Raw genomic sequence first — 16,066 nt, 5'->3', positions numbered from 1 at the left:
GCGATGTGGAAGGCGAGCCCGCTCACTCTGCAGTGATGCCGCGCTCTTTGATCAGTTTGGCCCACTGGGGCATTTCCTGCTCCAGCCGGGCGCGGGCCTGCTCGGGGGTGGAGGGGATGGGGTCGAACCCGTCCTTGGCCATGCGCTCCTTGAGCGCCGCAGTATTGAGGGCCTGGTTCAGCGTGGCGTTGAGCTTGTCGATGATGGGCCGGGGCGTGCCAGCCGGCGCGAACACGATGAACCAGGTTTCGAAGGCGTAGCCCGGCAGGCCTGCCTCGGCAATGATGGGCACATCGGGCATCAGCGCCGAGCGCTTCGTGCCGGTCACGCCCAGGGCGCGCAGCTTGCCGGCCTGCACGTGCGGCTGCGCGGCCGACAGCACCGGGAAGCTCATGGCCACCTGGCCCGACATAGTGTCGATCATGGCCGGGCCGCCACCACGGTACGGGATGTGCACGATGGGTGTTCCCGCCACGGCCTTGAACAGCTCGGCCGACATGTGGAAGGTGCTGCCCGGGCCCGCCGAGCCGTAGGAGTAGTGCCCTGGCTTGGCCTTGAGCAGGGCAAGCAGCTCCTTGAGGTTCTTGGCCGGCACCGCGTTGTTGACCACCAGCACATGCTGCGAGCTGGCCACCATGCCGATGGGCGCCAGGTCCTTCAGGGTGTCGTACGGCATCTTGGCGGTGAGGGCCGGGTTGATGGCCAGCGACACCGTCTGCAGGCCGATGGTGTAGCCGTCGGGCTGCGCCTTGGCGACCATGTCCACGCCGATGTTGCCGCCCGCCCCGCCCTAGTTCTCGATGAACAGCGATCCGCCCAGGGCCTTGCCCCATTCGTCCGTCACCAAGCGCGCCGCGATGTCGGCGCTGCCACCGGGTGCATACGGAACCACGAGCTTGATGGCCTTGTTGGGATAGCCGGCCGGTTGCGCCAGGGCTGCCGCCGGCGACAGCAGGGCCAGCGCGGCCAGTGCCGCTGCGGCAGCCGCCAGGCGACGGAACGGGCGGTTTGAATGGGCCGGGTGGGTGGTGGTGAAAGCAGTGATCATGGGTTTGTCTCCGGCGGATATTTGTTGTGGATGCGATCTTAGGAGTGATGTCCAAAGCCATAAATACCGTCAAAATTACTTCATTCATAAATTCAAAGCATGAATCAGGCATCTTCATGGACGGCTTTTCGGATCTGCGCTTTTTCGCCCTGCTCATGAAGGAGGGCAGCCTGGCCGCAGCCGCGCAGCAGATGGGCATCACCCCGCCCGCGGTCAGCCGGCGCCTGGCGCAGCTGGAGCACCGGCTGGGCGTGCGCTTGCTGCACCGCACGACCCGGCGCATCCGCCTCACGCCCGAGGGAGAGACCTATCTGCTGGACGGTGCCCGCATCCTCGGCGACCTGGAGGCGCTGGAACGTACGGTGGCCGGTGCACGCAGCTCGCCCCGGGGGCTGATCAAGCTGGCCTCCACGCTAGGTTTCGGCCGCGTGCACATCGCGCCCGCGCTGTCGGCCTTTGCCCGCGCCTACCCCGAGGTGGAAGTGCAACTGCACCTAACGGACCGCCCCGTGAACCTGGTGGAGCAAGGCTTTGACGCGGCCGTGCGCTTTGGCGACCTGCCGGACTCGCGCCTCACGGCCCGGCGGCTGCTGCCCAACCGGCGCGTGCTGTGCGCATCGCCCGCCTACCTGGCCCAGGCCGGCGAGCCCGAGCAGCCGGCCGACCTGCTGGCCCACCAGTGCATCGTGATCCGTGAGAGCGACGAGACCTATGGCACCTGGCACCTGCACCAGGACGAGCGGCAGGAGACCGTGAAAGTGCGCGGCATGCTCAGCACCAACGACGGCGCGGCCGCCACCACCTGGGCGCTGGAAGGCCACGGGGTGCTGATGCGCTCCGAATGGGATGTGGCGGCCCACCTGGCTGCGGGCCGCCTGGTGCGCGTGATGCCGGCCTGGTCGCTGCCCGCCGCCGACGTGACCCTGGTCTACCCCACGCGCAGCGACCTGTCGGCCAAGACGCGGGCGCTGGCTGACTTTCTGCGGGACTGGTTCACCGCACCGCCGCGCACATGACCGACGGCAGGCCCGGCTGCCTTTGTCGATCGCGTTGACGCGTCACGGCGCCTGCCTGGGTTGCAAGGGCCCGACGATACCTTCGCTGTATGCCCTGGCACCGTGCAAGCCCATGCACAGGTACCTCACCCCTCAGGCGAATTTCAGAATGGCGACTACGGCGTCTCCACCAATGTCATGGTGGCGAACGGCAGGTGGTGCATCAGCTCGCGCAGCACCAGCAGCGTGCCGGCAAAGACGGGGTCTTCCGGCAGGCCCTCGTGCGCTGCGGGGCGACCCTCGGCGACAGCGGCGAGCCGATTGAACAGGCGCTCCATGGCCTCCAGCGTCAGCACGCGTTGAGCCCCCGGCGGCACGCGTGCCAAGGTGGCCAACTCATGCAGGGCTGTATCTGCAGACCATGGGGCCCACCCCTGCCCCCCGGGCAACAAGCCTTGTAGCTGCCGATGGGCCACGTAGACCTCATCCTCCACGACCGCAATGGCGCTTTCCAGCTCCAGGGGAGTAGGCACGGCATGGCGGAAGAACTGGCGTGCTGTGCGCGCACCGCCCAAGGGCAGGCTCAGCTTCACGGAAGGTTCAGGCGCATCGGCACCCGCCGCCCAGAGCACCTGTTGCGCCCCCAGATGCAACCCGCTGCTCCATGCGCCGGGCGCTGCCTGGCGCCGCGCCTGCAAGTAGCTGCGCGTTGCCGGGTCATCGCCGGGCAGGTCTTGTCGCGACGCCTGCACCGAGGCCGATGCAGAGGGGTATGGAAAGCTGGAATGGTTCACGGGACTCCTAAACGGCTGGACGGCCAAACGCGCCAGGGTGCAGAGGCACCCCGCAATTGCCCTGCTGCACTCTAACCCCGCACGGTTCAGACAGCACGCGTGACCGTTCAAAGGGTACAGAGGGACGAGCCCGCCGCGCGAGGTTCACCGCGCCGCCGACACCACGCGCCAGCGCCTTCCTACACCGGGCATCAGGCACCGTACCTACAGTCGGTTGCCAGGCAAGCGCTGCAGCCAGCGCCCCTCCCCACAAAAACAGCCCTCAGGAGAAACCGCCATGCAAGCCATCCGCACCACGCCCCGCCGCTCCCCCTGGCCTCGGATCGTGGGTGCAGCCGCGTTGATGGGGGTGATGATGTTGTCGGCCTGCTCCACGCCGCGCACACCCGAAGGCGTGCAGCCCGTCTCGGGCTTTGACGTGGACCGCTACACAGGGCAATGGCACGAGGTGGCCCGCATCGAAAACTCGTTTGAACGCGGCCTGACGCAGGCCACCGCCACTTACAGCCGCAATGCAGACAACACCATCAAGGTGGTGAACCGGGGCTATGACCCGGTGCGCAAGCAGTGGAAGGAAGCGGAGGGCCGCGCCGAGTTTGTGGACAGCCCCGACCGCGCAGCGCTCAAGGTGTCGTTCTTCGGGCCGTTTTACGGCGGCTACAACGTGGTGGCGCTGGATGAGAACTACCAGTGGGCCCTGGTGGTGGGCTCCAGCACCGAGTATGTGTGGGTGCTGTCCCGCACACCCACCCTGCCCTGGCATGTGCGCGAGCACCTGATGGAGCGGGCACAGGCCCTGGGCGTGGATGTGCGCAAGCTCGTCTGGGCACAGCCCGGCGTGGAGCAACATGCGCGGCGCCCAGCGGTCAGAACCTGATCACCGTACGCAGCATAAGGGGCATGGCCCCATGCATGGTTCACCCACCAAACTGCGCCACGGGACGCGGACGCAAAACATTCAAAGTTGATAGCAGGCCGCGCATATTCCACTAGCGCCTGCAGCCCAAAAACCCTAAAAACTATCCGCCAGGTACTGTGGCGGCGGCCACCAGACGTTGGGTGTAGGGATGCTGGGGTGCATCCAGCACTTCTGTCACGCTGCCGCTTTCGAGCACCGCGCCGTCCTTCATCACCAGTACATCGTGCGCCATGGCGCGGATCACGTCCACGTCGTGGGTGATGAGCAGGTAGCTCAGGCCCTTTTCTTTTTGCAGGCGCTGCAGCAGGCCCAGCACCTGCTGCTGGATAGTCACATCGAGCGCGCTGGTGGGCTCGTCGAGCACCAGCACCTGCGGCTGCACGATGAGGGCGCGCGCCACAGCCAGGCGCTGGCGCTGGCCGCCGGAAAATTCATGCGGGTAGCGCTCCAGCAGGCGCGGGTATTGCGCTTCGGCCAGGCCCACCTCGGCCAACACCGCCTCCACGCGCGCACGGCGTTCGGCCACGCTGAGTGCGGGCTCATGCACCTTCAGGCCCTCGCCCACAATTTCTTCGACCGTGAGGCGGGGGGACAGGGACGAGAACGGGTCCTGAAACACCACCTGCACCCGGCGGCGCAACTGCTGGTTGGTGGGCGTGTTGCGCATGGCGGGCTGCTGCCACGCCTGCCCACCCACCTGCAGTTGTCCCGTCGAGGGCAACAGCCCCAGGATGGCCTGGGCCAGCGTGGACTTGCCCGAGCCGGATTCGCCCACCACGCCCAGCGTCTGACCGGGCAGCAATTGCAAGGTGGCGCCCTGCACCGCCACAAACTCGCCTTTTTTGAACCAGCCCTTGATGCCCGGCAGCGGCGTGGGGTAGACCACGCGCAGGTCTTGCGTCCGCACAACGGGCGCGGTGCCTGCGGGCGGGTCGGCCTCGATCACATCGCGGCGCGGCTGGCTGGCGATCAGACGGCGGGTGTAGGCATGCTGGGGTGCGCCGAAGACTTCGGCCACCGGCCCCTGCTCTACCAGCACGCCTTGCTCCATCACCGCCACGCGGTCGGCAAAGCGGCGCACCAGGTTCAGGTCGTGCGTGATCAGCAGCACCGCCATGCCGGTCTGGCGCTGCAGGTCGCTCAGCAGGTCCAGGATCTGGCCGCGCAAGGTCACGTCGAGCGCGGTGGTGGGCTCGTCGGCCAGCAGCAGCTTGGGACTGCTGGCCAGGGCCATGGCGATCATGGCGCGCTGGCGCTGGCCGCCGCTGAGCTGGTGCGGAAAGCTGTTGCCGCGACGCGCGGGCTCTGGGATGCCGGTTTGCGCCAGCAGATCGATGGCGGCCTGCGCGCACTGGGCACCGGTGAGGCCTTTCTTGAGCAGCAGGATCTCGGCGATCTGCTGGCCAATTGTCATCAGCGGGTTGAGCGCGGTCATGGGCTCCTGGAACACCATGGCGATGTCGCCGCCGCGCACGCCGCGCATCTCGCGCTCAGTCATCGCCAACAGGTCGCCCCGACCCTGCAGCAGGGCCCGGCCCGTGATAGCGGCATTGCCCGCCAACCGCAGCAGGCTCAGCGCGGTGATGGTTTTGCCCGAGCCGGATTCGCCCACCAGCGCGAGCTTTTCGCCTGCGGCCAACGAGAAGTTGACGCCGCGCACCACCTCCTTGGCGCCGAAGCGCACATGCAGGTCGTGGACTTCCAGCAGCGCGGGTTTCATGGCGGATGCAGTCATGGTCACAGATCCGCCTTTCTGGGATCGAGCGCATCGCGCAGCGCGTCTCCCATGAAGGTCAGCAGCAACAAGGTGACCACCAGCACGCCAAAAGTGGACAGCGAAATCCACCACGCATCAATGCTGTTCTTGCCCTGGCTCAGCAGCTCGCCCAGCGAGGGCGTTCCCGGCGGTACCCCCAGGCCCAGAAAATCGAGCGAAGTCAGCGCCAGAATCGCGCCGCTCATGCGGAACGGTAAAAACGTGACCACGGGCGTGAGGCTGTTGGGCAGGATGTGGCGCCAGATGATCTGGCTGTTGCTCACGCCCAGCGCACGGGCTGCCTTCACGTAATCGAGCTGACGGTTGCGAAGGAACTCAGCACGCACATAGTCCGACAGCCCCATCCAGCCAAACAGGCTCAGCAAGATGAGCAGCAGCGCAATGCTGGGCGCAAACACCGCGCTGAAGATGATGAGCAGGTACAGCTCGGGCATGGAGCCCCAGATCTCGATGAAGCGCTGGAACGCCAGGTCGGTCTTGCCGCCAAAAAAGCCCTGGATGGCCCCTGTGATAACGCCCAGCAGCACGCCCGTGGTGGTGAGCGCCAGGCCAAACAGCACGCTCACCCGAAAGCCGTACAGCAACTGCGCCAGCAGGTCGCGCCCCCGGTCGTCCGTGCCCAGCCAGTTGTCGCCCGTGGGGGCCGAGGGGTTGGGCGCCTTGGCAAAGTAGTTGAGCGTATTGGGGCCGTAGCGGTTGAGGGTGTACAGCGCCCAGTTGCTGCCGGTGCTCAGCCGCTGCTGGATGAAAGGATCCAGGTAGTCGGTGGGGGTTTCGAAGTCGCCGCCGAAAGTCTTCTCGGGGTAGTCCTTCAGCAGGGGGAAGTAGGTCTGCCCCTCGTAGCGCACGATGAGTGGCTTGTCGTTGCTGACCAACTCGGCGCACAGGCTCACCAGCACCAGGGCGCAGAAGATCAGCAGGCTCCAGTACCCCAGGCGGTTGCGCTTGAAGCGCAGCCAGGCACGGCGGGACGGGGAGAGTGAAATGGGGGTAGCAGCAGGACTCATCGGGGCCATCGGTGCGTTTGGGCTAGTCAAACTTCACGCGCGGGTCCACCCACACATAGCAAAGGTCGCTGATGAGTTTGGTGACCAACCCGATCAGCGTGAACAAATACAGCGTGCCCAGCACCACGGGGTAGTCGCGGCGGATCACGCTCTCGTAGCTGAGCAGGCCCAGGCCGTCGAGCGAGAACAGGGTTTCGATAAGCAGGGAACCTGCAAAGAACGCGCCGATGAAGGCGGCGGGAAACCCCGTGATGATGGGGATGAGCGCGTTACGGAACACATGCTTCCACAGCACCTGGCGCTCGCTCAGGCCCTTGGCGCGGGCCGTGAGCACGTACTGCTTGCGGATCTCTTCGAGGAACGCGTTCTTGGTCAGCATGGCAGTGACGGCAAAGCTGCCCAGCACCATGGCTGTGACGGGCAGCGTGATGTGCCAAAGATAGTCCACGATGCGCGCGCCCCAGCTCAGCTCGTCCCAGTTGGCCGACGTGAGCCCCCGCAGCGGAAACCACTGCAGCTGCCCGCCAAAAATGACCAGCAGCGCCACGCCCAGCACAAAGCCCGGGATGGCATAACCCAGCAGGATGAGCAGCGTGGTCACCAGGTCAAACCGCGACCCGGCACGCACCGCCTTGGCCACGCCCAGCGGCACGGCGACGAGGTAGCTGATGAAGAAGGTCCAGAGGCCCAGGCTGATGGAGACCGGCAGCTTCTCTGCCACCAGTTGCCACACGTCCTTGTTCTGGAAAAAGCTCTTGCCCAGATCAAAACGCGCGAACTGGCCCAGCATCTGGATGAAGCGTTCATGCGCTGGTTTGTCAAAGCCGTACAGGGCCTTGATCTGCTCCAGCCGCTTGGGGTCCACGCCCTGAGCGCCCCGGTAGCTCAGGCCACCGCCTTCGGCACCGCCGCCGCCCACGCCAGCCTTGGCCTCGGCCATGTACTGCTCCACGGGGCCGCCCGGCACGAACTGAATCACCACAAAGGTCAGCAGCAGCACGCCCAGCAGGGTGGGCAGCATCAGCAACACGCGTTTGAGGATGTAGGCAAACATGGGTGGGCTGGCGGGTGGTTATTTCTTGTCGGGCGCGGTCTGCGGTGGAATGCGTGCCCACCAGGTGTCGATGACCCAGCTTTCACCGCTGGAGTACGGTGGCACCGTGGCGGGCTTGGCCAGGCGCCAGGCGTTGTACGCCATGCGATGGGTGCCGGCCGTCCACTGCGGAATCAGGTAATGGCTGTGCGCAATGATGCGCTCCAGCGCATGGCAGGCAGGCAGCAGTTGCGCCTCGGTTTTGGCAGAGGTCATGGCCTTGATCATCGCGTCCACCGCCGGGTTCTTGACACCCGCGAAGTTGCCGGAGTCTTCCGTGTCGGCGGCCTGGCTGCCGAACATATCGGCAAACTCCTGGCCGGGGTTGTTGGTGCCCTGGAAGGCAATCGTGGTGATGTCAAAGTCGAACTTCTGCAGGCGCTGCTGGTACAGCGCAAAGTCCACCGAGCGGAAGCGCAGCGTAACGCCGATCTTTTCCAGGTTGCGGATCCAGGGAGTGATGGTGCGCACGCCACCTTCGTTGCTGTCCATGTACTCCAGCACCATGGCCTCGCCCTTCGCGTTGCGCAGGGCGCTATCGCGCACCTCCCAGCCCGCCTCTTTGAGCAGTGCCTGCGCCCGGCGCAAGTTGGCACGCAGTGACGAATCGCCGTCGGTGCGCGGGGGCACGGTCATGGGACCGAAGGCGGCTGCAGGAATGTCTTTGCGATAGGGCTCCATCAGCGCAAGCTCTTCGGGCGACGGGCTGCCTTTGGTTTCGCAGGCCGTGTTGCCAAACAGGCCATTCACGCGCTGGTAGGCGCCGTAGAACATCTGGCGGTTCATCCACTCGTAGTCCATCGCCAAGCCCAGGGCCTCGCGCACCCGCGCGTCCTGCAGCAGCGGGCGGCGGGTGTTGAGCACGTAGCTCTGAAAGCCCGACGGCAGCTTGTGCTTGAACTCGCCCTTGACCAGCTCGCCGGTGTCGAACTTCTTGCCCGTGACGCGGCGGGCCCAATCGCCTGCGCTGAAGAACCGCATGAGGTCGAACTCGCCCGCTTTCAGGGCCTCCAGACGCGCAGTGTTGTCCTTGTAGATCTTGACCAGGATGCGGTCGAAGTTGGCCGTGCCCTTGCGCACGTTGAGGTCGCGCGCCCAGTACTGGGGGTCGCGCACGTAGGTGATGTCCTTGCCAAACCGCACGGGCCCGATCTTGTAAGGGCCGCTGCCGATGGGGATATCCATCACCACCTGGTCAAAGGGCTTGGCCTTGCCGTTTTCCACCCCCCAGTCGCGGCTGAACACCGGCAAGCCGCCCACGGTGATGGGAAGCTCGCGGTTGGGTTGCTTGAAGCGGTAGCGCACGGTGCGGTCGTTGATCACATCCACGCCCGCCACCTCGATCAGCAAAGTCTTGTACGCAGGCGAGGTGAAGGGACCCACCAGCGTTTCGTAGCTGTGCTTCACGTCCTGGGCCAGCACGGGCTTGCCGTTGTGAAACCGCGCCTCGGGCCGTAGGCGGAAGGTGGCAGACAGTCCATCAGGGGCGACTTCCACGTCCTCGGCCAGCAGACCATAGCCGGTCGCGGTCTCGTCCATGGAGCCCACCAGCAGCGAGTCGAACATCAGCGACGACAGGTAGGCCGGTGCGTTGCCCTTGATGGTGAACGGGTTGTACTTGTCAAAGGTGGACGTGCGCAGGTTGCTCACCAGCCGCAACTCACCGCCCTTGGGGGCCTCGGGATTCACATAGTCGAAATGCGCAAAGCCCGCCGGATAGCGCGGCGCGCCCCACAAGGCATACGCGTGCGCTGCCCACGCTGGAACAGCACTCCCCATCAGCAACAAAGCCAGCCAAAACCGCATGCGACAATTCTGCACTACGTTCGCAGGGGCTTGCAGCCAAAGCCGCATATCCACATGCACCGGGCGCCAAGCCTGCATTCCGCTATTCCACAAGGAGATTTCACATGGGTTTTCTGACCGGCAAGAAGCTGCTCATCACGGGCGTGCTGTCCAACCGCTCCATCGCCTACGGCATTGCCAAAGCCTGCCACGAGCAAGGCGCCGAACTGGCGTTCAGCTACGTGGGCGAGCGCTTCAAGGACCGCATCACCGACTTTGCGGCCGAGTTCAACTCCAAGCTGGTGTTTGACTGCGACGTGGCCAGCGATGAGCAGATCGCGCGCATGTTTGCAGACCTGTCGCAGACCTGGCCGAAGTTTGACGGCTTTGTGCACAGCATCGGCTTTGCACCGCGCGAGGCCATTGCGGGCAACTTTCTGGACGGCCTGAGCCGCGAAGGCTTCCGCATCGCCCACGACATCAGCGCCTACAGCTTCCCGGCCATGGCCAAGGCGGCCCTGCCCTACCTGAACGACAAATCGTCGCTGCTGACCCTGAGCTACCTGGGCGCGCTGCGCTCCATCCCCAACTACAACACCATGGGCCTGGCCAAGGCCAGCCTGGAAGCCAGCGTGCGCTACCTGGCCGAGGCAGTGGGCCGCACCGAGGACGGCCGCAGCATCCGGGCCAACGGCATCAGCGCGGGCCCCATCAAGACGCTGGCTGCCAGCGGCATTAAGGACTTTGGCAAGCTGCTCAGCCGCGTGGCCGATGCCTCGCCCCTGCGTCGCAACGTCACGATTGAGGACGTGGGCAATGTGGCGGCCTTCCTGCTGTCGGACCTGGCCTCTGGCATGACCGCCGAGATCACCTATGTGGACGGCGGCTTCAGCCAGACGGCGGGCCTGAGCGCCGACCAGGTGTAAATCCTCGCCAGGGCTGCACGCTCACTACGTAATTGGCTTCTAGCGCACATAAATCATGCGCTAGAAGCTATTTTTTTTGATAGCACCACCCAATCTATGCTCCGCAGACACTGGCTGGCCTGTATGGGCCTTTCACCCCTGGCGGCACTTGCAATACCCCAGGCCTGGGCCGCCGACGCACCCGCCCTGTTGCTGGCCAATGTGTACCGCCCCGGCATGCGGCTGGCGGACTACTGGGTGAGCGAAAAATACGATGGCGTGCGCGGCTTTTGGGACGGCCACACGCTGCGCACGCGGGGTGGTGAGACCGTGGCGGCCCCGGCATGGTTCACTGCCGGCTGGCCTGAAACTCCCATGGACGGCGAGCTGTGGGCAGGACGCGGCCGGTTTAGCCACGCCCAGTCCACCGTACGCCAGCAGCAGCCGGACGATGCCGCCTGGCGCGAGATGCGCTTCATGGTGTTTGACCTGCCTGCGCACGGCGGCACGTTTGACCAGCGTCTGCCCGCACTGAACAAGCTCGTAGAGTCGCTGGACCAGCCATGGGTGCAGGCGGTGCCCCAGCAGCGCGTAGCCAGCGACGCCGCTTTGCAAAAGCTGCTGCTGCGCACCGTGCGCGCAGGTGGCGAGGGGCTGATGCTGCACCGGGGTGCATCGATGTACCGCGCAGGGCGCAGTGACGACCTCATCAAGGTCAAGACGCACGAAGACGCCGAGGCCAAGGTGGTAGCCCATCTGCCCGGCCAGGGCCGCCACGCCGGGCGGCTGGGCGCGCTGGTGGTGGAGATGCCTTCGGGCCAGCGGTTTCGGCTGGGCGCCGGGTTGACCGACGCGGAGCGCGACCACCCGCCGCCCGTGGGCAGCTGGGTGACCTACCGCTTCAGAGGCACCCACGACAGCGGTGTGCCACGCTTCGCGAGTTTTGTGCGGGTGCGGGACGACATGCCGCCCACCCGCTGACGGGGCCACCGCAAACCCGAGCTGATTTCGACGAGGTGGCGATACGCGAGCTGAGCGCGGCAGCGCATGCCGCCTCGCCCCCATCCGTTGCGCAATCAGTTGGGCAACAACACCTTGTCCACGACGTGGATCACGCCGTTGGACTGGTACACGTCGGCAATCGTCACCGTCGCCGTACCGCCCTTTTCGTCCGTCACCATGACGGCATTGCCGCTGGCCTTGGCGGTGAGTGTTCCGCCCGCCACCGTCTTGAGGCTGGTCATGCCTTTGCCATCGGCAATCATCTTGGACAACGCGGCAGCGTCGTACTTGCCTGCGACCACATGGTAGGTGAGCACCTTGGTCAATGTGGGCTTGCTCTCGGGCTTGAGCAGCGTGTCCACCGTGCCGGCGGGCAGTGCGGCAAATGCCGCATTGGTGGGCGCAAACACGGTGAACGGGCCAGGGCCCTTGAGCGTCTCCACCAGGCCCGCCGCCTTGACCGCAGCCACCAGGGTGGTGTGGTCCTTGGAGTTCACGGCGTTGTCGATGATGTCCTTGCTGGCCAGCATGGGCGCACCGCCCACCATGACCTGCGCCATGGCAGGCATTGCGGCAGCTGCCATGGCAGCGGTCAGAGCGATGGTGGACAGGCGGGCGTTGAATCGAAGGGTCATGAAGATCTCCTGAGTGGTTTGTGAAGGCAGTCACCGCATGAGAGTCACGCGGCTGATAGTCAATACGACCCCAACACCACAACGGATTCAAGCGCATAAAAAAATCGCTCCACCAGCCAAGCCGGGGGAGCGATTTTTGAAGGGCTGGTGCACCGATGCACCTGCGCCAAGACGGGCGCTTACACGTTGCGTCCGTACGGGCCGTCGTCGCCCACCTGCACCAGGTTCTTGGCAGTTGCCAGCGGCTTGGGGTTCTTGCCGGGCTTGCCTTGTTCTGCCACGCAGTCGGCGTAATAGCGCACTTGGCCGTTCTCGTCTTCCACCTCGACCAGGCCGTGGATATCGGTCTCGAAACCGGGGCACAGCTTGGCGAATTCGCGGGCGAACTTGAGGTAGTCCACGATCTTCTTGTTGAACACTTCGCCCGGAATCAGCAGCGGAATGCCCGGCGGGTACGGCGTGACCAGGCCCACAGTGATGCGGCCTTCCAGGTGGTCGATCTCCACGCGCTCGGTGGTGCGGTGCGCGATGTGCGCGTACGCGTCCGAGGGCTTCATGGCGGGCGTGAGGTCCGACAGGTACATCTCGGTGGTCAGGCGTGCAATGTCGTACTTGGCATACATCTCGTGCACGTGCTGGCACAGGTCCTTGAGGCCCATGCGCTCGTAGCGCTTGTGCTGCTGGCAGAACTCCGGAAGGATGCGCCACATCGGCTGGTTCTTCTCGTAGTCGTCCTTGAACTGCTGCAGCGCGGTCAGCAGCGTGTTCCAGCGGCCCTTGGTGATGCCGATGGTGAACATGATAAAGAAGCTGTACAGGCCCGTCTTCTCCACCACCACGCCGTGCTCAGCAAGGTACTTGGTCACGATGGACGCAGGAATACCGGTCTTGTCGAACTTGCCGTCCAGGCTCAGGCCGGGCGTGACGATGGTGGACTTGATCGGGTCCAGCATGTTGAAGCCGTCTGCCAGCTGGCCGAAGCCGTGCCACTTGCTGCCCTTCTTGCTCTTGCTGTCGCTGCGGATGATCCAGTCTTCCGCACGGCCGATGCCCTCGTCGGTGAGCTTTTCAGGGCCCCAGACCTTGAACCACCAGTCGTTCTTGCCGAATTCTTCCTCCACCTGGCGCATGGCGCGGCGGAAGTCCAGCGCCTCCAGGATGCTTTCTTCCACCAGCGCGGTGCCACCGGGCGGCTCCATCATGGCGGCGGCCACATCGCAGCTGGCGATGATGCTGTACTGAGGGCTGGTGCTGGTGTGCATCAGGTACGCCTCGTTGAACAGGTGGCGGTCGAGCTTGGTGGTCTGCGAGTCCTGCACCAGCACATGCGATGCCTGGCTGATGCCGGCCAGCAGCTTGTGGATGGACTGCGTGGCGTAGGTCACGGAATGCTTGGGGCGCGTGCGCTTCTTGCCCATGGCGTGGTAGCTGCCATAGAACGGGTGGAACGCGGCGTGCGGCAGCCAGGCCTCGTCAAAGTGCAGGTTGTCGACATAGCCGTCGAGCATGCCCTTGATGGTCTCGGTGTTGTACAGAACACCGTCATAGGTCGATTGCGTGAGGGTCAGCACGCGGGGCTTGACCTTCTTGGCGTCCACGCCCTTGAGCAGCGGGTTGGCCTTGATCTTGGCCTCGATGGCCTTGGGCTCGAACTCGCTTTGCGGAATCGGACCGATGATGCCGAAATGGTTGCGCGTGGGCTTCATGAACACGGGGATGGCGCCGGTCATGATGATGCTGTGCAGGATGGACTTGTGGCAGTTGCGGTCCACCACCACCACGTCGCCGGGGGCCACGGTGTGGTGCCACACCATCTTGTTGGACGTGGACGTGCCGTTGGTCACGAAGAAGCAGTGGTCGGCATTGAAGATGCGTGCCGCATTGCGCTCTGATTCCCCAATGGCGCCGTTGTGGTCGAGCAGCTGCCCGAGTTCTTCCACCGCATTGCACACGTCGGCGCGCAGCATGTTTTCGCCATAGAACTGGTGGTACATCTGGCCCACCGGGCTCTTGAGGAACGCCACACCGCCCGAGTGGCCGGGGCAATGCCAGCTGTACGAGCCATCTTCGGCGTAATCCAGCAGCGCCTTGAAGAACGGGGGCTGCACGCCCTCCAGGTAGCTCTTGGCTTCGCGGATGATGTGGCGCGCCACAAATTCGGGGGTGTCCTCGAACATATGGATGAAGCCATGCAGCTCGCGCAGGATGTCATTGGGCAGATGGCGGCTGGTCTTGGTTTCGCCGTGCACGTAAATGGGCACATCGGCGTTCTTGCGGCGCACTTCGCCAATGAAGTTGCGCAGGCTCAGCACGATGGGGTCCAGCCCCTCGCCCACCGTGAACTCTTCATCGTCGATGGACAGAATGAAAGCGCTGGCCCGGCTTTGCTGCTGGGCAAACTGCGACAGATCGCCGTAGCTGGTGACACCAACCACTTCAAAGCCCTCGGCCTCGATGGCCTGCGCGAGCGCACGAATGCCAAGCCCCGAGGTGTTCTCGGAACGGTAGTCTTCATCGATGATGATGATGGGAAAGCGAAACTTCATGCGCAGCCTCCAGGGAGCCGTGGCCTGCCCGGCCAAAAAACGAAATAGGCGCGAAGTGTAAGGAATAACGTTGACGCGCCTTTGAACTGCCATTCTTTTGACCCAGAATGTGGTGCAACAAACACAACCACACGAGGAGGTTCGACATGGAGGCATCCACCATCTGGTGGCTGGCAGCGGGGGCCGTGGTCGTGGCAGAGCTGCTGACCGGCACGTTCTATTTGCTGATGGTGGCCCTGGGCCTGGTAGCCGCCGCCCTGGCCGCCCATCTGGGCCTGGCATCCGCGCTGCAGATAGTGTCGGCCGCTATCGTGGGCGGCGGGGCTGTCGTGGCCTGCTACCTGGTGCGCAAAAAGCGACCTGGCGACCCGTCGGCACGCGCGGACCGCAGCGTGAACATGGATGTGGGCGAAACCATCCTCATCGAGAGCTGGAGCCCCGACGGCACCACCACCGTGAAGTACCGGGGCGCCCAATGGACGGCCATCCACCGCCCCGGGGTCACCCCCTCGACCGGCATGCACCGGGTCGCCGAATTGGTGGGCAACCGCCTGCTGGTGGACCCGCTGTAAGCACCGCAGATCCTTTACCGAACCGCCAAGAAAGGCTTCTCATGGAAATTGCCATCGTCCTCCTGATCATTGCCGTGATCTTCATCGCCCGCTCGGTCAAGGTCGTGCCCCAGCAAAATGCATGGGTGAAAGAACGCCTGGGCAAATACGCGGGTACGCTGACCCCGGGCCTGAACTTTCTGATCCCCTTCGTGGACAAGGTCGCCTACAAGCACAGCCTGAAGGAAATCCCGCTCGATGTGCCCAGCCAGGTGTGCATCACGCGTGACAACACGCAGCTGCAGGTAGACGGCATCCTGTACTTTCAGGTCACCGACCCGATGCGCGCCAGCTACGGGTCGAGCAACTACATCATGGCCGTGACCCAGCTGGCGCAGACCTCGCTGCGCTCGGTCATCGGCAAGCTGGAGCTGGACAAAACCTTTGAGGAGCGCGACATCATCAACGCGCAGGTGGTGCAGGCCATCGACGAAGCTGCCCTGAACTGGGGTGTGAAGGTGCTGCGCTACGAAATCAAGGACCTCACCCCACCCAAGGAAATCCTGCACGCCATGCAGGCCCAGATCACAGCGGAGCGTGAAAAGCGCGCACTGATCGCGGCCTCCGAAGGCCGCCGCCAGGAACAGATCAACATCGCCACGGGCGAACGCGAGGCCTTCATCGCCCGCTCCGAGGGCGAAAAACAGGCGGTCATCAACAAGGCCCAGGGCGAGGCCGAATCCATCAAGGCCGTGGCCGAAGCCAACGCCCAGGCCATCGAACGCGTGGCAGCCGCCATCCGCCAGCCCGGCGGCGAACAGGCCGTGCAACTCAAGGTGGCCGAAAGAGCCGTGGATGCCTACAGCCAGGTCGCGTCGGAAGCCACCACCACCCTCATCGTACCCAGCAACATGACCGAGGTGTCAGCGCTGATCGGCTCGGCCATGAAGATGGTGCAGACATCCCAAAAGGCAGGCTGACGGCGCATCGGTCAGCGGAAATTTTCAGG

At 64.7% G+C, this 16,066-nt stretch carries 13 protein-coding genes and 1 pseudogene; 6 read left to right on the top strand and 8 right to left on the bottom strand.

Annotation, left to right across the window (positions count from 1 at the left end; genetic code table 11):
- Positions 1-22: 22 nt before the first annotated feature.
- A pseudogene (locus tag ACODSM_RS14770) lies at positions 23-1,048 on the bottom strand (tripartite tricarboxylate transporter substrate binding protein).
- A gap of 116 nt (positions 1,049-1,164) precedes the next feature.
- On the opposite strand from ACODSM_RS14770, the gene ACODSM_RS14765 reads away from it, so the two are divergent.
- Positions 1,165-2,064 carry a LysR family transcriptional regulator gene (locus ACODSM_RS14765; RefSeq protein WP_488805785.1) on the top strand — a complete coding sequence of 300 codons (900 nt, stop codon included), beginning with the start codon at positions 1,165-1,167 and terminating at the stop codon, positions 2,062-2,064.
- Between the two features lie 155 nt (positions 2,065-2,219).
- On the opposite strand, the gene ACODSM_RS14760 is transcribed toward ACODSM_RS14765, so the two are convergent.
- On the bottom strand, positions 2,220-2,837 hold the full coding sequence (locus ACODSM_RS14760) for a hypothetical protein (protein ID WP_488805784.1): 618 nt from the start codon (positions 2,835-2,837) through the stop codon (positions 2,220-2,222).
- A 277-nt stretch (positions 2,838-3,114) separates the two neighbouring features.
- Between ACODSM_RS14760 and ACODSM_RS14755 the strand changes: the two genes are divergently transcribed.
- Positions 3,115-3,714, top strand: coding sequence for a lipocalin family protein (locus tag ACODSM_RS14755; RefSeq protein ID WP_488805783.1), 600 nt, complete (start codon positions 3,115-3,117; stop codon positions 3,712-3,714).
- A gap of 142 nt (positions 3,715-3,856) precedes the next feature.
- On the opposite strand, the gene ACODSM_RS14750 is transcribed toward ACODSM_RS14755, so the two are convergent.
- The 4 genes from ACODSM_RS14750 to ACODSM_RS14735 are packed head-to-tail and all read right to left on the bottom strand — an operon-like array spanning position 3,857 to position 9,439.
- Positions 3,857-5,491 carry an ABC transporter ATP-binding protein gene (locus ACODSM_RS14750; protein ID WP_488805782.1) on the bottom strand — a complete coding sequence of 545 codons (1,635 nt, stop codon included), beginning with the start codon at positions 5,489-5,491 and terminating at the stop codon, positions 3,857-3,859.
- Between the two features lie 2 nt (positions 5,492-5,493).
- Positions 5,494-6,549 (bottom strand): ABC transporter permease, encoded by a 1,056-nt coding sequence (locus ACODSM_RS14745; protein WP_488805781.1) that lies wholly within the window; start codon positions 6,547-6,549, stop codon positions 5,494-5,496.
- A gap of 13 nt (positions 6,550-6,562) precedes the next feature.
- Complete coding sequence (locus ACODSM_RS14740) at positions 6,563-7,594, bottom strand: microcin C ABC transporter permease YejB (protein WP_060984856.1); 1,032 nt, start codon at positions 7,592-7,594, stop codon at positions 6,563-6,565.
- 18 nt (positions 7,595-7,612) lie between these two features.
- Positions 7,613-9,439 (bottom strand): extracellular solute-binding protein, encoded by a 1,827-nt coding sequence (locus ACODSM_RS14735; protein ID WP_488805780.1) that lies wholly within the window; start codon positions 9,437-9,439, stop codon positions 7,613-7,615.
- A gap of 104 nt (positions 9,440-9,543) precedes the next feature.
- Here ACODSM_RS14735 and fabI point away from each other — a divergent pair, with 104 nt between their 5' ends.
- Complete coding sequence (gene fabI, locus ACODSM_RS14730) at positions 9,544-10,344, top strand: enoyl-ACP reductase FabI (protein WP_015014680.1); 801 nt, start codon at positions 9,544-9,546, stop codon at positions 10,342-10,344.
- Between the two features lie 96 nt (positions 10,345-10,440).
- Positions 10,441-11,304 carry a DNA ligase gene (locus tag ACODSM_RS14725; RefSeq protein ID WP_488805779.1) on the top strand — a complete coding sequence of 288 codons (864 nt, stop codon included), beginning with the start codon at positions 10,441-10,443 and terminating at the stop codon, positions 11,302-11,304.
- Positions 11,305-11,399: 95 nt separating this feature from the next.
- Here the strand turns inward: ACODSM_RS14725 and ACODSM_RS14720 are convergent, their stop codons facing one another.
- Positions 11,400-11,960, bottom strand: coding sequence for a fasciclin domain-containing protein (locus ACODSM_RS14720; protein WP_488805778.1), 561 nt, complete (start codon positions 11,958-11,960; stop codon positions 11,400-11,402).
- Positions 11,961-12,139: 179 nt separating this feature from the next.
- Positions 12,140-14,506, bottom strand: coding sequence for an arginine/lysine/ornithine decarboxylase (locus tag ACODSM_RS14715; protein ID WP_060984861.1), 2,367 nt, complete (start codon positions 14,504-14,506; stop codon positions 12,140-12,142).
- 146 nt (positions 14,507-14,652) lie between these two features.
- Between ACODSM_RS14715 and ACODSM_RS14710 the strand changes: the two genes are divergently transcribed.
- Positions 14,653-15,078: an NfeD family protein gene (locus ACODSM_RS14710; protein ID WP_015014684.1), complete on the top strand. Its 426-nt coding sequence runs from the start codon at positions 14,653-14,655 to the stop codon at positions 15,076-15,078.
- Between the two features lie 41 nt (positions 15,079-15,119).
- Positions 15,120-16,037 carry an SPFH domain-containing protein gene (locus ACODSM_RS14705; RefSeq protein ID WP_309824820.1) on the top strand — a complete coding sequence of 306 codons (918 nt, stop codon included), beginning with the start codon at positions 15,120-15,122 and terminating at the stop codon, positions 16,035-16,037.
- Positions 16,038-16,066: the final 29 nt, after the last annotated feature.

The organism is Acidovorax sp. FG42 (assembly GCF_057809195.1).
This window is presented reverse-complemented; position numbering and strand designations above follow the sequence as displayed.